9 protein-coding genes are annotated in these 20,360 nt (G+C 57.4%); 8 read left to right on the top strand and 1 reads right to left on the bottom strand.

Annotated features, from left to right (window positions below):
* Positions 1-137 precede the first annotated feature (137 nt).
* From GP473_RS05975 to GP473_RS05960, 4 genes are all read left to right on the top strand, one after another.
* Entirely contained in the window at positions 138-1,415 is a 1,278-nt protein-coding gene (locus GP473_RS05975; RefSeq protein WP_186276699.1) for a cysteine desulfurase family protein, read from the top strand.
* Positions 1,416-1,558: 143 nt separating this feature from the next.
* The gene (mnmA, locus tag GP473_RS05970) at positions 1,559-2,707 is read left to right on the top strand and encodes a tRNA 2-thiouridine(34) synthase MnmA (RefSeq protein WP_186276698.1); all 1,149 of its coding nucleotides are present in this window, start codon (positions 1,559-1,561) and stop codon (positions 2,705-2,707) included.
* Between the two features lie 3 nt (positions 2,708-2,710).
* Positions 2,711-3,814, top strand: a complete 1,104-nt coding sequence (locus tag GP473_RS05965; RefSeq protein ID WP_186276697.1) for a uroporphyrinogen decarboxylase/cobalamine-independent methonine synthase family protein — start codon at positions 2,711-2,713, stop codon at positions 3,812-3,814.
* A gap of 5 nt (positions 3,815-3,819) precedes the next feature.
* On the top strand, positions 3,820-4,314 hold the full coding sequence (locus GP473_RS05960; RefSeq protein ID WP_186276696.1) for a DCC1-like thiol-disulfide oxidoreductase family protein: 495 nt from the start codon (positions 3,820-3,822) through the stop codon (positions 4,312-4,314).
* A gap of 44 nt (positions 4,315-4,358) precedes the next feature.
* On the opposite strand, the gene ligA is transcribed toward GP473_RS05960, so the two are convergent.
* Positions 4,359-6,491 (bottom strand): NAD-dependent DNA ligase LigA, encoded by a 2,133-nt coding sequence (ligA, locus tag GP473_RS05955; protein ID WP_186276695.1) that lies wholly within the window; start codon positions 6,489-6,491, stop codon positions 4,359-4,361.
* A 467-nt stretch (positions 6,492-6,958) separates the two neighbouring features.
* Between ligA and GP473_RS05950 the strand changes: the two genes are divergently transcribed.
* From GP473_RS05950 to acpS, 4 genes are all read left to right on the top strand, one after another.
* Positions 6,959-8,800 (top strand): ATP-binding protein, encoded by a 1,842-nt coding sequence (locus GP473_RS05950; RefSeq protein WP_186276694.1) that lies wholly within the window; start codon positions 6,959-6,961, stop codon positions 8,798-8,800.
* Between the two features lie 111 nt (positions 8,801-8,911).
* Positions 8,912-10,486 (top strand): acyl-CoA carboxylase subunit beta, encoded by a 1,575-nt coding sequence (locus GP473_RS05945; RefSeq protein WP_425488599.1) that lies wholly within the window; start codon positions 8,912-8,914, stop codon positions 10,484-10,486.
* A 66-nt stretch (positions 10,487-10,552) separates the two neighbouring features.
* On the top strand, positions 10,553-19,810 hold the full coding sequence (locus GP473_RS05940; protein ID WP_186276693.1) for a type I polyketide synthase: 9,258 nt from the start codon (positions 10,553-10,555) through the stop codon (positions 19,808-19,810).
* Positions 19,810-20,289, top strand: a complete 480-nt coding sequence (gene acpS, locus GP473_RS05935; RefSeq protein ID WP_246394707.1) for a holo-ACP synthase AcpS — start codon at positions 19,810-19,812, stop codon at positions 20,287-20,289. The genes GP473_RS05940 and acpS overlap by 1 nt, the downstream gene beginning before the upstream one ends.
* Positions 20,290-20,360 lie beyond the last annotated feature (71 nt).

Genomic DNA, 20,360 nt, shown 5'->3' with positions numbered 1-20,360 from the left:
TGTCTGCCATCACAGACTGCAAGTCCGGCCGGGGTAACTGAGAGCTAAGGAATGCCGTACGCGGAGTGAACGCAGCGGTGAGGCAATACACCGGGTACTAGTTCCAGTACTAGGCTCCAGCCACTACACTGGAGCCAATGAGCCCGCGCCTGTACGTCGATAATGCCGCTTCCCAACCTCTCCGTCCCGAAGCTCAGGAAGCCATGGCTCACGCTGCCGACCTACTCAACCCCGCGGGGCAGTACGCCTCGGGTCGGGAGGCTCGCCGTGTTCTCGAGGATGCTCGTGAACACGTCGCAGCTCTCCTTGGAGCTGATTCTGCGGAAGTGATCTTTACCGGTTCCGGCACGGAAGCCGATAACATCGCAGTTCAAGGTCTTGCGTACGGCTCGAAGGTCAGCCGCGGCGCCACCGTCATCGCTAGCTCGAACATCGAGCACCCGGCGGTTATGGAGACCGTCGATTGGCTTACCTCTGGAGTGGTGGGATTTGGTTTCCAGCGTTGTTCTCTTCCCGTCGACGCCACCGGCCGCGTCCTTGCCCAGCAATGGATTGGAGCGTTCGGTGATGACACCTCGCACGGCGGTGGCGCACTAAGTGGAACCGCCCAGCCAGCGGAAGTATCTCGAACGTCGAGCGTCGCATCTCCTGTGGACGGTGTTGAGCCGGGAGATATAGCCCTGCTCACCTGTATGTGGGCTAACAATGAGACAGGAGTGATTCAGCCCGTTCGCGAGCTGGCAAGCTTCGCTCGCGAATGCGGCATCCCTTTTCACACGGACGCTGTCCAGGCAGTTGGGCACATTCCGGTGGACTTTCATGAGTTAGGTGCTTCCACTCTGGCTGCGAGCGCGCACAAATTCGGTGGGCCAAAGTCCACCGGAATCCTCCTCGCTCGTCGGGACGCACACATACTCAGCCCTGTGCGTGGTGGTGGCCAAGAGCGCTCTGTGCGGTCGGGAACCGTCAACGTCCAGGGAGCTGTGGGGTGTGCGGCGGCTTTGGCGTCGGCTATAGATGAGATGGAGGAGGCGGCCGCGACCCTGCGCGCAGCGAGAGAACAGCTGCGACGTGTGGTGCACACTATTGATGATGCACGTATCTGGACGCCCGAAGACACAGCCTGTGAGCAGACGCTCCCCGGGCATCTTCATATGAGTTTTCCCGGAGCGGAAGGAGACTGCCTCATTATGCTGTTGGACTCAGCGGGTGTGGACGCGTCCACAGGTTCGGCGTGCAGCGCGGGGGTCAATCGCGCCAGCCATGTACTTACCGCCATGGGCGTGCCAGCAGAGGTTGCCCGCGGTGCACTGCGGCTGACCATTGGCGCAGACATTACAGACGAACAGGTGGAGTACCTCTCAACTATCCTGCCGCGTGTTGTAGAGCAGGCTCGAGCTGCAGGCATGGCGTAGCAGAGCTGCAGATACAAGCATAAATCAGTGCTTGGTAACGCCTTGTAGGGCTGCAGGTATGGGAATAGTTTGGTGTGTCTGCCATGTCGCAGCGGGAAATATGGAATGGCATAGAACCCCCATGCCCGAGTAGGGTGCATTTCATGCGAGTTGTAGCAGCAATGAGTGGAGGAGTGGACTCGGCGGTGGCGGCCGCCCGCGCGTTGGAAGCCGGGCACGAGGTCATCGGCGTGCATCTTGCCCTATCTCGATCCCCTGAAGCAGTGCGTGCTGGATCGCGTGGTTGCTGTTCGCTGGAAGATTCCGCCGATGCCCGCCGTGTGGCTGACAAGCTTGGCATCCCCTTTTATGTGTGGGATTTCTCCGACCGCTTCGCCGAGGATGTCATTGACGATTTTGTGGATTCTTATGCGATCGGTGAGACTCCTAATCCATGCTTGCGCTGCAATGAGAAGATCAAGTTTGAGGCCCTACTCGAACGCTCTATCGCTCTGGGCTTTGACGCTGTGGTAACCGGACATTACGCGCGTCTACACGATGGGGTGATGCGCAGGGGTGTGGATGCCAACAAGGATCAGTCTTATGTGCTGGGCGTTCTGACTGATGAACAGTTGGCTCATTGCATGTTCCCGGTGGGCGATACCGTGAAACCTGAGATTCGTCAGGAGGCAAAGTCGCACGGATTCGGTGTGGCTTCCAAACCCGATTCCCATGACATTTGCTTCATCCCGGATGGTCGCACACAGGCTTTTTTGGGGAAGAAGATTGGATTGCGCCCAGGCATTATGAGGGATCAGGATGGTACGACTGTGGCTGAGCATGACGGCGTGTACGGGTTTACTATCGGCCAGCGTAAAGGACTCGGTTTGCCGCGTGAGGGGCTGGATGGGCAACCGCGCTACGTGACTGATATTGACGCCGCAACGGGCACAGTCACCATCGGTAAGCGCGATGATCTGCGTATCGGCGGTATTGTTGCGGATCGTCTGAAGCGTCTTAACCCTGCCACACATGGTCGCGAATTCCGCTGTGAGGTTCAGGTACGTGCCCATGGGGGAGTTGTTCCGGCGATTGCGCGCCTGGTTGATGACCCAGAGCCAGTGACTCCCGCTGGGCGCGAAAAGAAAAATGATGAAGCACCGTGGCGCTTAGAACTTGAGCTGCTCGAACCCCTGGAAGGTGTGGCTCGTGGACAGGCTGCGGTGGTGTACCAACCGGACGAGGCCGGCGATATTTTGCTGGGCTCCGGCACCATACGCGCCACCACGCCGTGGTTGGCTCAGGAGAGCTAGCCTATGACCCGCTTGGGATGGTGGGAAAATACTGTCACGACCCATACAGACCTGCGTGCGGCTGTTCTGAGCGCACTGAATCGTACGATCGACGTGGATGAGGACTGCGGTATTGCTCCTGCACTCAGCTTGGTGCGGGTGACCGGTGGCGTAGGGAAGGATTTGGCTGCAACAACGGCGTCCTTGGCTGGCATTCCCTTGCGTACCACGCCGCGAGGTTGGGAACTAACCCTTCATCCGAGCTTGGAATCACGACGCACAGCTGGTTACCTGCGTGAGGTGTGGGATGTATCCGAGGAACTTCTGCCGGGGCGTGTGGAACGGCTGATGGTGCACGTGTTGGGCCCGTGGAGTATGGGGGCGCAAATTGAGTATCGGGGACATGCGGTGATGTCCGATCGCCCAGCTTTTAAGGATATGGCGCTGACGCTTGGGGAGGCTCTTCGTGAGTACGTCAGGCGCGTGGCGGCAGCGATCGGCGCAGAAGTGACGGTTACTATGCATGAACCACACCTCGACGCCGTGATGGAGGGGCTTCCTGGGGCGACGCAATTCGACCCACTTGACCCCGTGGACCCTGAAATCATCATGGGAGTATGGAGACGTTTCGCGCAGCAGGTGAATACTCCGTTGGTGTTGACCTGTGATGGTGCCCTCCCACCCGCATTGCTTGGGAAAGAACCTACGTCCAGTATGGACAGCGGGCTATACGCCAGCGGGTGGCACAAGGTGGAACTTCCACTGGCTCAATTGGGTGAATCTACACCTGTGACTGATGCGATTGGTGCTCTCGTAGGCGGGGCACTCGGTGCCGGAGAGACAACTACTGGGGGAGGATCTGGCGCTGGGGAACCTGAAATTACTCGGGGAATCGGGGTGGCATTGCCAGCTTCGGCGCTGACGGCGAGGACAGCACTAGAAATTGAGCAGGCAGCAAACGCGATGGCAAAGATACTGATGCGCTATTGGTCGCAGTGGACTTTCCCTGCAGATCTCTTACCGCACTGCGTGGACATCACTGTTCCAGAAGGTGTGCGTTCGGCAGAGAACGCTAGTTGTGCTGCTGCTGTTGCACGAACTGCTGCCTCCATGTTGTGGAACAACTAGGCGTCATGAGTAGAGATGAGCTCGTGAAGGATATGCCATGTGGCATGCTGAAAACCATGTACAGTGTGACTTCGACGTTTTTCTTCGATGGCGATTGCGGTTTGTGTCAATGGAGTGCTGAAAAACTCGACGCGTTGACTGAAGACGAGCTCGCAGTGAAGCCGGCGTGGGCAGGAGAGCATTCACGTACGCCACCCGACGTAGCTCAGCACATAAGCAAGTACGCGGTGTACGTGCGTTCGGTAGATGACCACGTCGATGCCAATGCGAATACTGGCGTGGTGACAACTCGAGACGCTGAGCGGGTAATCATGCTGGGGCATAGAGCGATCGGGCACTGTCTCATTGATTACGGCGCCTCTCCACCGTTAAAGGCTGCAGGCTATGTGTTGACGTGTCCCCCGTTGTCGCCTTTGTTCGCTGCGATCTACCGCCTAGTAGCAAATAACCGCCACCGGCTTGGACCCCTTGTCGGGGTGAAAGCCTGCCGGATCAGCTAGATCAATCCCGGCGTAGAACCAGCAACCGGGAAGGCATCGCTCACCTAGCGAACAGCAGCTGCACCGTGTGCGAGAAGCCGTTGGAAGCCTTCCTCGTTCAACACCGGCACACCGAGATCCATAGCCTTCGTTAGCTTGGATCCTGCCTTGTCACCAGCGACGAGAAAATCAGTTTTCTTAGACACGCTGCCGGTTGCCTTGCCACCGCGGTCTTCGATGGCTTCTTTCGCTCCCGTACGGTCGAAGTTTTCCAGTGTGCCGGTGACAACGATGACGAGACCTGCCAGTAATTCGGCATCCACCGCGGGCTGTTCGGTACCGGCGGGATAATCAGTGGTGGCGTCGGAACTAGGAACCTCCATACGCACCCCGGCGGACTGCCAGGCCTCAATGATCGCGCGGTGCCAGTCCACGGCAAACCAATCTGCCACCGATTGAGCGATGATAGGTCCCACTCCGTCGATCGCCGCCATTTCCTCGGTTGACGCATCCTTGATTGCTTCGACAGAGCCAAAGTGCTTAGCCAATGCTTTCGCCGCTGTCGGACCAGCGTGGCGGATTGAAAGGGCAACGATCACGCGCCATAGATCCACCTGTTTGGCGTCTTCTAGTTTCTCTAGCAGAGTGCGCCCGGCTTTATTGAGTTTGCGCAGTTTATCGGGATTTTTCTTGCGTTCGGTGGCGCTGGTTTGAGATGTGTAGGCCGTGGTGCGTTCCAGATCCGACGCGGTGAGGGCGAACAGTCCAGACTCGTCGTCGAGAACCCCAGAGTGGATGAGATCATAGGCAGCTTTTTCGCCGAGAGCATCGATGTCGAAAGCGCCGCGCCCCGCCAAATAGGTCAAGCGAGTGTGCAACTGACCTGGGCAGAACCGGTTGTTAGGGCAGCGCCAGTCCGCATCGTCCTCTTTAGACGGGGCGAGGGCAGTGCCACATTCGGGACATAACGTGGGATAGAGGTATTCCCGCTCATCGCCGGTTCGCTTATCCTCTACGGGGCCTAAAACTTCTGGAATAACCTCGCCGGCCTTGCGGATCATGATGTCATCGCCCAAGCGGATCCCCTTGCGATGTGCCTCGGAAGGGTTATGCAGGGTCGCCATCGACACCGTGGAACCTGCCACGTATTTTGGTTCCATCACCGCATAGGGGGTGGCGCGGCCGGTGCGACCGATTCCCACGCGGATATTGCGTAAGCGGGTCATCGCCTCTTCTGGAGGGTATTTATAAGCGATGGCCCACTTCGGTGCTCTGCTGGTAGTGCCAATTCTCAGCTGTTCATCCAGTGAATCAACTTTAATGACAAGACCGTCCATTTCATGGGCAGCATCGTGGCGGTGCTCACCCCAGTACGTCACTTGCTTGAGCACTTCTTCGGCCGAATGTACCTGTGTGGTGTACGGACTGACAGGTAGACCCCACGCCTTGATTGCTGTGTAGGCCTCGTGTTGGCTGTGCACCTCGAAGCCCTCCCGTGCACCAATGCCGTGGCAAATCAGGCGGAGCGGCCTTTGTGCGGTATCTTCGGCATTTTTCTGGCGCATAGCACCTGCTGCAGCGTTGCGGGGATTTGCAAATAGTTTCTTTTTTTCTGCTTGACGTTGTGCGTTCATCGCCGCAAAGTCATCGACGGAGATATAGACTTCCCCCCGGATCTCTACCAAATCAGGAACTGGAAACTCGTCGGTGGCATGAAGCTCGTCGGGGATATCGTTCAGGGTACGTGCGTTGTGAGTAATGTCCTCGCCTGTGGTGCCGTCGCCGCGGGTGAGAGCAAGTTCCAGTTTGCCTTTGACATAGAGAAGGTTGATGGATGCCCCATCGATCTTGAGCTCTGTGAGGTAGGTGCTTGCGGGCGTGCGTGCGAGCCATGCTGTGAGTTGCTCGCTATCGAAGACGTTGTCCAGGCTCAGCATCCGATCACGGTGGTCGACATTGCGGAAGGGAGAACTATCGGGCGGTGCTGGAGCCACCTCCTGCGTGGGGGATGTGCCTGTCACAGCTTCGGGGTGTTCAGCCTCCAATTGCTGTAATTCTCGCAGTAGGGCATCGAAGTCCGCGTCCGAGATTTCCGCGCTGCCGTAGTAGTACGCCTGACGATGGTGGCGTACGGCGTCGGCCAGCTCCTGCCATCGGATTGCCGGATCTTTGTCTGCTACTTTGCTCGCACTAGTCACGAGATCTGATTTTACTGCCCCTGCCTCTTTTCCCACCCTTCATCTATTGGATCTATTGACTGATACTCGGCCGTCGCAGGTGGCTGGTTTTAGACGACGCAGAGTTGATGAAATTACACGTTTTAAATTAGGGCGAAGTACGTGCAGAAATTGTGAGCTGCCCCACTATGGGTGAGGAATGCTCGAGTGCTGCGGGTGTGGTTTTGTTTCACAATTACATACATATGGTTGCCATAAAGGTACTGATCAGCTGGCATGCTACAGAAACGAGGTCGGGGGCGAGCACCGCTAAAAAGGGTGTTTCAGCACTGGGGTTAAGCCGAAAAGGGTTCATAGAGTTTGGTCAATTCCCTGCGAGCACGGTGTGTGCCCGTGTAGGAGCCGGCTCCCACAACACAGCTGCTCCTACATAAAACAGGGATTTCTTTTACGCGCACATCACACCAACGACAGAAAAAGGGCAGTAGATGATCACAAGGATCCTGGTGGCCAACCGTGGCGAAATTGCCGCGCGCATTATTCGCACAGTTCATGACCTGGGGCTGAAAGCCATAGCCGTCTATGCAGAAGCGGACATCAATTCTCCGGCGGTCGAATTGGCTGATGAAGCCTATTCCCTCGGGGCGGGTACCGCTCAAGAGACCTATCTGAACTTGCAGAAGATTCTGCAGGTCGCGAAGGAAGCTGATGCAGATGCGATCCACCCGGGATATGGATTCTTGTCTGAGGTTGCCGAGGTAGCGGCCGCCGTCGTAGATGCTGGGCTGGTATGGATTGGCCCATCTGCTCACACTATTGAACAACTTGGTGACAAGATTTCAGCACGGCGCACTGCCAACGCCGCCGCTGTCCAACCCGTTCCTGGTACCAATGATCCGGTTGACTCCATGGACACTGTGCGTGACTTCGTGGCCACGCATGGTTTACCGATTGTTGCTAAGCGTTCGGACGGAGGCGGCGGCCGCGGCATCGAGATCATGCGTACGGACAAAGATGTGGAGGAATTCGGGGCGCGCCACGCGGATGCCAATGGAACTGGCGGTGATCTGAGCTCATACTTCCTAGAAAAATTTGTGGAAAACGGCCGTCACGTAGAAACGCAGTGCATGGCAGATGTCCACGGCAACTTCGCTGTGGTGAGTACGCGCGATTGTTCCGTTCAGCGCCGCAACCAAAAGTTGATTGAGGAAGCACCCGCACCATTTCTTTCCCCAGGCGCACTCTCCAAGCTTAGCCAGTGGTCTGAAAACCTTTTCCGTCACACTGGATATCAGGGACTCGGTACTTGCGAATTCCTGGTCAAGGGCGAAGATGTGTATTTCCTTGAAGTCAATCCCCGCTTGCAAGTGGAGCACACCGTTTCTGAGGAGATCACTGGCCTTGACATGGTGACGCAACAGATCCGCATTGCCAATGGTGAGGCTTTGTGCGCTGTGCCTGACGGTCGTGGACATTCCGTTGAGTTACGTATCACCAGTGAAGATCCAGGGGCTGATCTCACACCGACAGCGGGAACTATCACTGAGCTGGCATGGCCAACCGGTCATGGGGTGCGCGTAGAGACCGGTGTGCGTCAAGGGGACGTGGTCACGCCAGACTTCGATTCGATGATTGCCAAGCTAATTATCACAGGACCCGATCGCCCCACCGCGCTGTCTCGCTGTCTGCGCGCTCTTCGCGAGCTACGTATCGAGGGGGTGGCGACGCCACAGCCATTGATCGAGCAGATTTTGGCTCATCGTGACTTTGCGGCCACCACTGCAGAGAATTTTGCGGTGGGCACAAAGTGGATGGAGGAGGTCTTTCTACCGTCGGCTGATATCCCCGCCGCTTTTGCTACGGGCAAAGCCGAGGAGGTGAGTTCAGCCGTGCCTTCCCGCAAGGATGTTGTTATCGAGATAGATGGGCGACGCCACGCCCTTACCCTTCCCTCCGACATTTTCGCTGGGTTCGGTGGACATGCTGGGGGAGTCTCGGAGCAGCGTCCAGCACAACCGCGCCGTGGCTCGTCGCGGAGGATGGAGGCAGCGCCTGCACCTACGGGAGACGGTGCTGTTGGAGCTGATGGTGTTTTGGCTTCCCCAATGCAGGCCATTGTGGTGCGCTTGCCCGTTCAGCCTGGTCAAGAGGTCAATGAGGGGGACGTGTTGATCGTCCTTGAGGCCATGAAGATGGAGAAATACATCCACTCCACAGTCTCTGGAGTGGTCGAGGAAATTCTGGTGGATGTCTCCCAGAACGTCCCGGCAGGCACCCCACTGCTGCGTGTGGCTGTAAAGGAATCCGCAAACCCTGGAGAGGAAGTCTAGGAACTCATGGGTATTCAATCTCTTCGTACACAGGTCGGCCGAGTACTCGGCCGTAGAAACAATGATCACTCGTCTATTGCTCTGAAGCTCCCACCTACAGTGCAACCCGGCATGTCGGCGGACTCCATGGGGGCGGGGCAACGTTCTGTCCAGAACGTCAATCGCGTGGACTACGCCGCATTGGAGCTTAAAGCTGAGCACAAAGCTCAGGACTTTCAGCACGCTAAGGGCAAGAAAACCGCTCGTGAGCGTTTGGCGCTACTGCTTGATGAGGATTCCTTCGTTGAAGTCGGGCGTTTTGCTGGAGGCCATGCCTCGGAAGGTTTTCTAGGGGCATCCGTCATCACCGGGTTTGGTGAGATTTCAGGCCGCAAGGTTGCTGTTTACGCCCAGGACTTTTCCATTAAAGGTGGCACACTCGGAAAGGTTGAGGGCACCAAGATTTGTGCTCTCATGGATAAAGCGATGGCCATGCGCATTCCGATTATTTCGATTCTGGATTCCGGTGGTGCTCGCATCCAAGAGGGCGTGCAGGCGCTGTCCGAATATGGGCGAATCTTCAAACGCTCTTGCAAAGCCTCGGGCATGATTCCCCAAATCTCCGTGATTTTGGGACCGTGTGCTGGTGGAGCTGTTTATTCCCCAGCACTAACTGACTTCGTCATTATGACCCGAGAGAACTCCCACATGTTCGTTACCGGACCGGACGTGGTTCGCGCGGTCACCGGTGAGGATGTCACTTCCGCCGAACTCGGTGGAGCTGAGCTGCACAACGTGCAGTCTGGTGTGGCTCACTATTTGGGTGAAGACGAAGAAGATGCTTTGGACTATGTGCAGAGCCTGCTGACATATCTGCCGAATCACTGTGACGAGCTGCCGCCGCGGTATAGCTACTCCACCGCTGCTTCCGATGAACAAGCAGCTGCGAAAGTGAAGGAACTTGTTCCCGATGATTCCCGACAGCCCTATGACATGGTTGAGGTCGTAGAATCCCTCGTTGATCACGGTGAGTTTGTCGAAGTCCAGGAGTATTTTGCCCCGTCAATAGTCGTCGGGTTTGCCTGTATCAACGGCGAGTCCGTTGGCATTGTCGCTGACCAGCCGATGCATAATGCCGGCACCTTGGACGTGGATTCTTCCGAAAAGGCTGCGCGTTTTGTGCGCTGCTGTGACGCTTTCGGATTACCCGTGGTCACACTTGTGGATGTACCAGGTTATCGCCCGGGTACGGATCAGGAGCAAGCAGGCATCATTCGACGAGGCGCAAAGCTCATCTTTGCTTACGCTAACGCCACCGTTCCTCTCGTCACCATCACGCTGCGCAAGGCATATGGTGGTGCATACATCGTGATGGGTTCAAAATCGATTGGAGCCGATTTTGCTTACGCCTGGCCGGATGCAGAGATTGCCGTGATGGGCGCCGATGGTGCAGTGAGCATTCTGAACCGCCGTGAAATTAAGGCCGCAGGTCCGGATCCGGCAGCGATGGCAGCTAAGGCCAAGGAACTGTCAGACGCGTATGCGGCAGAAAACATCAACCCCAATCTTTCCGTGGCTTCCGGCGAACTGGACGGGATTATTGAACCCTCGGACACCCGCCAGGCAATCGCTGAGTCTCTCGAGGTGCTGCGCAGCAAGGATCGCACCCATTCCGGCTTGAAGCGCCACAACAACGGGCCGCTGTAGGCCCAGTTTTACCCCACATTTTCTCGCGCATGTGCGCACCAATTATTCAGGAAGGTATGCCCTTTTATGGCTACGAGCTTCTTTACTCGCGTCACCAACGAGCCATTCGCACTACTTCTGGCGGGACAGTCCAGCCCGTGGCAGGAGCTGCTCACTGAGCAGTTGACGGATCCTCACCTCGCTCACAAACTGCGTGAGCTCATTCTTTCCTCCGACAAGGTGCTGGCTCCGGTCATCGCCCAACTCACCGCCGTAGGAGCAGGTGGCTTGAGTGCCGAGCACTTGGCTGAGGCTCCCCATCCAACTGATGCCGCTGTATCGGTACCAGGCATCACGGCCACGCAGTATGCGCAGGTTCTCGCAATGGCTTCTGCGGGTCTGGATGTGCGGGTTCATCGTCCGGTTGCGGTGCTTGGGCACAGCCAGGGTGTTCTGGGGGCGCGCATTGTCGATGCCTTTATCGACGCCACAACTGACACAGCCACATCGGAACGGACAATAGCGGAAGTATTCGCCATCGCACGTCTCATCGGCGCTGCCGCCTCACGCGCTGCTCGTGCAGCGGAGCTTTCTCACTCCACGCGAACCCCTATGCTGGCCCTCTCTGGCGTTACGTCGGCGGGTTTACGCCAGATACTGGAGCAGTCGGATTCTGGTGCGCAATTGGCGTTGACCAACACACGTATTCGCCATGTAGTCTCTGGTACTCCCGCCGATTTGGAGCGTGTGGAACGAGCTGTGCAGGAGGAGATGGAGGCGGATGAGAAGGCTCGTGCCGCGAAGACCTCTGGCGGAGCACCTCTGGAGATTGTGTGTGAACATCTTGACGTCGCGGCGCCTTTCCACCACACCATGTTGGATAAGGCTGTTGATCAGGTCGCGGAATGGGCTAAGGCATGCCAGCTTGATGAACAATTAGCTGCAGATCTGGCGGCCGCGGTGATGGTCAACCGCGTCGATTGGCCTTGTGAGGTGGTCGATGCCATTACGGAGAGGGAGGGGAAAGAGGCCGCACAGTGGCTGATAGATCTCGGACCGGGGTCTGCGGTTCGACGAATCACCGAGGAGATTATCGAAGGAACGGGCGCCGGAGTGGTGAATGCCTCCACTCTGGACGACATTGACCGTCTCTCTGCCTCCGGGAAGATGCCGGAACCTAGCGCTGATTGGTCGCGTTTTGCTCCGAAGTTGGTGGAACTTCCAGGGGAACGTGGACTCGCCGTGGAGACCGCTTTCACCCGATTAACGGGCAATTCCCCGATCATTTTGGCTGGTATGACGCCGACGACAGTAGATCCGGATATCGTGGCGGCAGCAGCTAATGCTGGTTTTTGGGCTGAGCTTGCCGGTGGAGGCCAGGTCACAGCTGATGTCTTCGCTGATAACCTGGCAGGGTTGAAGAAACAATTGGATCCAGGGCGTACCGCCAAATTTAATGCTATGTTCATGGATCGCTATTTGTGGAATCTGCAATTTGGTTCCCAACGAATCGTAAGTAAAGCCCGTGAGTCGGGAGCACCTATTGACGGCGTGGTGGTCTCTGCAGGTATTCCCGAGGTAGACGAAGCTCCTGAGCTCATCCAGGAACTGCACAGTCAGGGGTTCCGCTATGTCGCCTTTAAACCAGGTACCGTAGCCCAGATTCGGCAGTGTTTAGCGATTGCTCGGGCAGTGGACACTACCGTGATTCTTCACGTAGAAGACGGGCACGCCGGCGGTCACCATTCCTGGGAAAACCTATCTGACCTGTTGTTGGCCACGTACGCTGACATCCGTCGGCACCCGAACGTCGTCCTGTGCGTCGGTGGTGGTGTCGGCACTCCTGCACGCGCGGCTGACTACATTTCTGGATCGTGGTCGCGAGAGTTTGGGGTCGCACCCATGCCGGTGGATGCTGTGCTGATTGGCACCGCAGCGATGACCGCTAAGGAAGCAAAGACTTCCGAGGGAGTCAAAGATCTGTTGGTGCAGACAGCTGGTGTGCCCGATGAAGAAAATGATGGTTGGGTGGGCCGGGGGCAGTCCTCTGGTGGCATGACCTCTGGTCAGTCTCACCTGCGTGCGGACATGTACGAAATCGATAATGACGCTGCGCATTGTGCCCGTCTCATCGGCGAGGTTGAAGGCGACATGAAGCGGATCAATGCACGCCGTGAAGAGATTATCGACGCCATGAATAAGACCGCCAAACCTTATTTCGGCGATCTTGTGGAGATGACCTATGCCGAGGTCGTTCAACGTTTCGTCGATCTGTCTTATCCCTGGGTAGACCCCTCCTGGTCGCAACGTTTTTGGGAACTTGTGCAGCGCGTCGAGGCCCGCTTGGCACCAGCGGATCATGGAGTGGTGGAGACCATGTTCCCCACTGAAGAAAACGTGTTGGACGGTCCGGAGGCCGTGGCGCGCCTACTCTCCGCCTATCCGCAAGCGGAGAAAATAACCCTCACCAACCTCGATGCCGCGTGGTTTGTCACCCTGTGCCGTAAATATCCAAAGCCCATGGGTTTTGTTCCGGTTATTGATGATGACCTGCTTCGTGCTTGGGGACAGGATTCTCTGTGGCAGTCACATGACGATCGCTATGCTGCATCCGCTGTGCGAGTAATCCCAGGGCCGGTATCGGTGCGGGGTGTTACGACCAAAAACGAGCCAATCGGAGAGATCTTAGGGCGCTTCGAGACTGCAGTGTATGAACGCGTAGCGCAGGACAATGCCGCGATTACGCCGACAGCTGTGGTCTCTCGTCTCGCCTCCGCTACGAGCGCGGAAGAACTACTGACCGCTGCGCCGTTTATCTCCTGGACGGGGCATGTCATGGATAATCCTGCGCACATTCTGGATGATGAGCGCTTCCGGTTGGACATTGACAATCCCTCTGCAGTGGGTGTTGAGACAGTTACAGCAACCATCACGGTGAAGCTCGATACCTACTGGGATGAAACGAATGCGAGTGTTCACGCCGTTCGCGAACTTGTTGTCCCTCTCGTGCTTCCACCTTCCATCGTCGATGGTGGTTTGCCTATCGTCGACGAAGATCGTCTGCCAGAGTCTATGTTCGCCTTGTTGGCGGGAACAGCTGGCGTCGGGAATACATCGGTGACCGGTGAAGACATCACCGCAATGCCTACGATGGAGGAGTCCCAGCGCAGTCCCTATGGCGAAGCGCACTTCTCCTTTATTCTCACCGAGAATCTGGGTCCAGATCACACCGCAGTGACTGGTGCTGCATTGAGTACCCCGACGGCCCGCATCGTACCTGATGCGTTGCTCGGCCCGTGCTGGCCTGCCATTTATGCGGCGCTTGGCTCCACTCGTGTAGACGGTTACCCAGTGATTGAAGGTCTGCTCAACGCGGTCCACCTGGACCACACAGTCAACTTCCGGCGCCCTGTTACCGAGCTGAAACCGGGAGTTAGGGTGGACGTGACCAGCTGGGCTGCATCTGTGCAGGAGTCATCGTCGGGTCGCATCGTGCACGTCACCCTGGAATTGTATGTAGGTGATGAACTTTATGGGACGTTTGATGAACGTTTCGCTATTCGGGGCCGCGCCTTTGGTAGCGCTATGCCGGAAGATCCGAAGTACGCCGGTGGCGTGCCAGAGACTACTGGGCGGAATGTAGAGGACACACCGCGATCAACCCTGTTGCGTGAAACGGTGACAGCACCATCCAACATGACCCCATTTGCTTGGGTGTCCGGCGATTTCAACCCGATACACACCAGCAGTGCAGCGGCAACTGTCGCCGGATTAGACGCTCCGTTGGTACACGGCATGTGGCTATCCGCTACTGCCCAACACGCTGTGGCTACCGCTGGCACAGAAATGAACGGTGGGCGCCCATTCCGCATTACGGGATGGACTTATCGGATGTTTGGCCTGGTGGCTTTGGACGCCGCAGTGGACATCAAGGTCGAACGTACAGGCCGCTTAGTCGGTGGCGGTTTGGTCTTGGAGGTCACATGCTCCGTGGAGGGTGATTTGGTCTCTCAAGCTACTGCGACGACAGACATACCGCGTACCGCCTATGTTTATCCGGGCCAGGGCATCCAGTCCAAGGGCATGGGTCTTGATGAGCGCACTGCCTCACGCGCAGCAGCTGACGTGTGGGAGAGGGCGGACGCCCACACCCGGAAGGCACTGGGCTTTTCAATCCTGGCTGTTGTTCGAGACAACCCAACTGAGCTCACAGCACAAGGCACCGTTTACCGTCACCCGGAGGGCGTACTAAACCTCACCCAGTTCACCCAGGTCGCTTTAGCGACACTAGCGTTTGCCCAGACGGCTCGTTTGCGTGAGGCCGGGGGCGTGGCAGATGATGCCTACTTTGCAGGACACTCCTTAGGCGAATACAACGCATTGTCTGCCTATGCCCAGGCCCTTGACCTTGAAACCGTAGTTGAGCTGGTATTCCACCGAGGATCCACCATGCACAACTTGGTTGAACGTGATGAGAAGGGGCGTTCTAACTACCGCATGGGCGCTTTGCGCCCGAATCAATTTGGCGTTGGTTCTGGGGGAGACGACGAAGTGCGCGAGTACGTAGCCAACGTGTCGCGCGAGTCCGGTGAGTTCCTGGAGATTGTGAACTACAACCTGGCAGGCCAACAGTACGCCGTCGCCGGGACGATCGCTGGTATCACGGCGCTGGAACAAGACGCCAACGCCCGGGCTGAAGCAGCGGGAGGAAAGGGAGCGTTCATGCTGGTGCCCGGCATTGACGTGCCGTTCCACTCTCAAATTCTGCACAATGGCGTGGATGAATTCCGCGAGCGACTCACGGCCTTGGTGCCGCAGGAGATTGATGCATCTGCACTGGAAGGCCGTTACATTCCGAACCTGGTCGCTATCCCATTCGAGCTGACTGAAGAGTTTGCGCGAGCGATTCTTGACGTAGTTCCTTCCACCCAGGTTGAAGAAGCGCTGGACAACTGGCAGGAGCGTCTGAAGGACCGATCGGGCTTAGCGCGTATGCTGCTCATCGAGTTGTTGAGTTGGCAATTCGCCTCTCCGGTGCGGTGGATCGAGACCCAAGCGTTGCTCTTTAATTCCTCCGAGCGAGGCGGTGCGGACATTGAAGTTTATGTAGAGATTGGCTTGGGTGCTGCGCCGACCTTGGCTAATTTGGCTGCGAAAACGTTGGCGCTGCCGCAGTTTGCTGATGCGCGCGTACAGGTCCGCAATGTTCAGCGCGATGAGCAGTTGGTATACCAGCAGGATGTCAGGACGATTGAGATAGAGGAAGAAGAGCAGGAGACGGGTTCCTCCGATAACTCCACCTCCGCGCCTTCTTCCAGCGTCCTTTCTTCGTCCGACGTCACCGCTGCCTCTGTTCCCGCATCTTCAGAAAACTCTGCTGCGTCCCCAACTACGACAGCCTCAACGTCAGCTACTTCGGCTATTCCAGGTGCAGAGGCGGTGGAAAATGCCCCTGAACTGCCATATACCGCGTCAGATGCCATTAAGACTTTGTTGGCTTATTCCAACAAAGTTCGCCCTGACCAGATTGGGGATGCTGACACGACCGGTACTTTGACTAACGGCGTATCTTCTCGCTTGAACCAGCTCCTCATGGACATGTCCGCTGAGCTGGGTCTATCCAGCGTTGAAGGAGCGGCGGAAGCTGACGTAGCTACGCTCAGTGCCACCGTGGATAAGGCCGCGTTCAACTACAAGGCGTTCGGCCCGGTGTTGGGTGAAGCTGTGAAAGACCGTATCCGTAAACTATTCGGCGCAGCCGGAGCTAAACAGTCCTTGATCCTCGACCACGTCACTGGAGAATGGGGACTGGGCGAGGGATGGGCAGCGCACACCACCGCTATGCTGCTGTTGGGAACACGTGATGGTGCATCCGCTCGCGGCGGTGACCTAGCCACCATGCCTCAGGAAGCCTCCAACATCGGGGCAGTCAAAGAACTGATCGATGAGGCGGTTGTCCAGGTTGGGGCAGCTCATGGTATCCCGGTGGCTAAGCCATCGTCCACAGGTGGAGCAGGTGGCGCCGTCGTGGATTCCGCAGCACTCGACGCTTTCGCAGAGACAGTGACTGGGGACAAGGGTGTGCTTGCCAACACCGCGCGCCAGATTCTGTCAGATTTAGGACTCACCGACACTACCTCTGCAGACTTCGACCACACGGAGGAAGAGGAGGTCTTCAACATTGTGCGGGCAGTGGAAGAAGAGCTGGGTTCCCAGTGGCCGCAGTTGGTTGCCCCGGTCTTTGATGCTCGACGGGCAGTGCTCGTCGATGACCGTTGGGCAACTGCTCGAGAAGATATTGCCCGTTTGGCATTGGGAGAGCTATCAGTCGAGGATCTCACTGTGTCTTCCTTCGCAGGCACCGGGCAGGCGGTCGCTGACCAGGCGACCTGGTGGGCGAAGCACAGCGAGGAGACAGTCGCTGACTTCCTTCAGGAAGTGGCAGACGCGGCTGTATCCGCCGAAGATGGGGAATATAGCGGGCAGGTGGCCGTGGTTACCGGTATGACTCCGAATTCCATCGCCGGTGCAGTGGTAGCCAAGCTGCTGGCTGGTGGTGCGACTGTCGTGGCAACTGCGTCTCGCATCACAGATTCACGTCTAAACTTCGTCAAAAATCTTTACCGAACCCATGCGCGTGCCGGTGCATCGCTCTGGTTGGTACCAGCGAATTTGTCCAGTTACCGGGACGTGGATTCCTTGGTGGAATGGATTGCACACGAACAGACGGAAACCGTGGGCAGTGAGCTGAAAACCATCAAACCAGCACTTACCCCAGACCTTTTCTTCCCATTTGCCGCTCCGCCCGTGATGGGATCTGTTGAGGAGGCGGGACCTGCCGCTGAAAACCAAGCTCGGTTGTTGTTGTGGAGCGTTGAGCGTTCCATGACTGCGTTGGCAAAAATTAGCTCGGACACCAACGTGGATCATCGCCTGCACGTCGTGTTGCCAGGAAGTCCGAACCGAGGAACGTTCGGTGGGGATGGGGCATATGGCGAAACGAAAGCTGCCTTTGACGCCATTGTCAATAAGTGGAAGGTGGAGCCATGGTCTGCGCACATGACACTGGCTCACCCTCGCATCGGCTGGGTAGCTGGCACTGGTCTCATGGGAGGTAATGACCCTCTGGTCGATGCTGCTACCGCCGCCGGGGTGCACGTATACACCCCCGTCGACATTGCTGAGGAACTGCTCCAGCTGTGCACCGCGGAAGTTCGTGAACATGCTAAGAGCGCTCCCGTTAAAGCTGATTTGACCGGCGGGTTGGGTGAGATCAACATCGCAGAACTCAAGGCTAACTCCGGTGGAGACGAGGTGGCGTCGGAGGCTGAAGAAACCAGCCCGACCGTCGATGCATTACCGACACCACAGCAGCCGACCCAGCCGCATACCGACGGTGTGTGGAATCAGACCAGCGCTCACCTCGATGACACCATTGTTATTGTGGGACTCGGCGAAGTGGGTGCATGGGGCTCAGGACGCACCCGATGCGAAGCTGAGTACGGTATTCAGCCCGACGGATCAGCAGAACTGACTGCTGCCGGTGTCCTCGAGCTGGCCTGGATGACAGGTCTGCTGACCTGGAAGGACTCCCCGCAGGCAGGCTGGTATGACCAGAACGATCAGATGGTTGAGGAAGCTGACATTTACGATCGCTACCGCGATGAGGTAGTTGCACGCTCCGGAGTGCGCACTTTCGTTGAGGATGCGGCGATACACAATGACGGCGACGAGCCACATAGCCCATTATCCGTGGAGATGTTCCTCGACCGTGATGTGACATTCACGGTGGATTCTGAAGAAGACGCGAAGGCCTATGTTGAGGCGGATCCGCAATTTACCCGCGCGAGCGAAGTGGAAGGGGAATGGCAGGTGACCCGCTTGACGGGTGCTCGCGCACGTGTACCGCGCCGGGCAACATTGGCGCGCATCGTCGGCGGACAATTCCCCACCGACTTTGATCCAGCACGCTGGGGCATACCGCAGGACATGGTGGAATCCATGGATCGCATGGCTGTGTGGAACCTAGTGACCACCGTGGATGCCTTCCTGTCAGCTGGCTTCAGCCCGGCTGAATTACTTGAGGCCGTGCATCCCACAGATGTTGCAATGACGCAGGGCACCGGCTTCGGAGGAATGACATCCATGCGCAAGCTATTCCTCGATCGGTTCATGGGCGAAGAGATCCCATCCGACATCTTGCAGGAAACACTGCCGAATGTGGTGGCAGCTCACACCATGCAGGCATTCGTCGGAGGCTATGGTTCGATGATTCACCCAGTGGGTGCCTGTGCTACCGCTGCGGTGTCCATTGAAGAAGGCATGGATAAAATCCACTGCGGGAAAGCAGACTTTGTGGTTGCCGGTGCTGTCGACGACATTTCCGTGGAGTCCATCAGCGGTTTTGCCAACATGAATGCCACTACCGATTCCAATGCGATGGCAGCTAAGGGTATCAACGAGCGTTTCTACTCCCGTGCCGGCGACCGCCGACGTGGTGGCTTTGTTGAAGCTCAGGGCGGTGGCACCGTTTTGCTGGCTCGTGGTTCGGTGGCGGCGGAAATGGGGTTGCCCGTCTACGGAGTGGTTGCTTTTGCACAGTCCTATGCCGATGGCATGCATACCTCCATTCCAGCTCCGGGTCTCGGTGCGTTGGCGGCAGCTCGCGGTGGCAAGGACTCACGAATGAACCGTAGTTTGGAGGCGCTGGGTGTCACGGTCGACGACATTGCTGTTGTTTCTAAGCATGACACGTCTACGAACGCCAACGATCCCAATGAGGCAGATCTTCATACTCGTATGTCAGCCGCATTGGGGCGCAGCCAGGGCAATCCGCTATTCGTGGTGTCTCAGAAGACTCTGACCGGTCACGCTAAGGGCGGCGCTGCTGTTTTCCAGGTGGCGGGTATTGCCGACATGTTCCGTACCGGACGCATTCCAGGTAACCGCACTCTGGATTGTTTGGATCCGGCGATGCGCAGCGCTCAGCACTTCGTCTGGCCTCGTAGTCCGCTGCAGATGGCTCAGCCTATTAAGGCGGGCGTGTTGACCTCCCTGGGCTTCGGACACGTTTCTGCTGTGGTTGCCTTGGTCCACCCTGCTGCTTTCGAAGCGGTTCTGCGGGCTGAGTGTGGGGAGCGGGATGCGGCTTGCTGGCGTGAGCGCGCTACTCGGCGTCTGCGTGATGGCCTCCGACGCCGCGAAGCTGGCATGCTCAGCAGTACTGCGTTGTTTACTCGTCACGAAGGGCGGCGTTTTAATGAGCAGGCTGGAGCCGTGAAGGATCAAGAAGCAGCGATGCTCCTCGATCCAGGTGCTCGACTCAACAAGGATGGCACCTACTGATGATTGTGGGTTTGGGAACTGACCTCGTAGAAATTGCTGGCTTTGCGGAGCAGTTACATACGCCGGGAACAGCATTTAGTGAGGTGTTCACTAGCGCTGAGCGCCGCGCCGCTCAGCGTAAAGCTGCTCAGTCCGGGTGCGTGGAGCAACACCTGGCGGCCCGATGGTCGGTCAAGGAGTCCTTCATCAAGGCGTGGAGTGCAGCACTGTTCGGTCGTGAAAACCCTGTGTCTGCTGAAAAACTGCGCTGGCAGGACATCGAGGTTGTTGCTGACCAGTGGGGACGGCCGTCATTGATCCTGCATGAGCCGCTAGCTTCCATCGTGCAGCGGAGCATTGCCGAAGTGCTGGGTGAGCGGTTTCCCTCCCTCGTGACGGCTCGTCGCGGCGCGCCATCTTGTGTGCAGTGGCATGTGTCAATGAGCCACGACGGTGCTTACGCAACTGCGACGGTGATCGCCGAAGTGAGTGGGAAATGAGCCGCGCGTTTTCTCATGTTGGAACAAGCGGGAAGCATGATTAGAAAAGTACGCGTTGACGGAATCTGATT

The organism is Corynebacterium anserum, assembly GCF_014262665.1.
GTDB classification, from domain to species: domain Bacteria; phylum Actinomycetota; class Actinomycetes; order Mycobacteriales; family Mycobacteriaceae; genus Corynebacterium; species Corynebacterium anserum.
The sequence above is the reverse complement of the archived record's forward strand: the minus strand, read 5'-3'. Positions and strand labels throughout refer to the sequence as shown.

Coding starts and splice junctions, on each gene's coding strand:
- GP473_RS05975 (WP_186276699.1), top strand. CDS start 138: ATGAGCCCGCGCCTGTACGTCGATAATGCCGCTTCCCAACCTCTCCGT.
- mnmA (WP_186276698.1), top strand. CDS start 1,559: ATGCGAGTTGTAGCAGCAATGAGTGGAGGAGTGGACTCGGCGGTGGCG.
- GP473_RS05965 (WP_186276697.1), top strand. CDS start 2,711: ATGACCCGCTTGGGATGGTGGGAAAATACTGTCACGACCCATACAGAC.
- GP473_RS05960 (WP_186276696.1), top strand. CDS start 3,820: ATGAGTAGAGATGAGCTCGTGAAGGATATGCCATGTGGCATGCTGAAA.
- GP473_RS05950 (WP_186276694.1), top strand. CDS start 6,959: ATGATCACAAGGATCCTGGTGGCCAACCGTGGCGAAATTGCCGCGCGC.
- GP473_RS05945 (WP_425488599.1), top strand. CDS start 8,912: ATGTCGGCGGACTCCATGGGGGCGGGGCAACGTTCTGTCCAGAACGTC.
- GP473_RS05940 (WP_186276693.1), top strand. CDS start 10,553: ATGGCTACGAGCTTCTTTACTCGCGTCACCAACGAGCCATTCGCACTA.
- acpS (WP_246394707.1), top strand. CDS start 19,810: ATGATTGTGGGTTTGGGAACTGACCTCGTAGAAATTGCTGGCTTTGCG.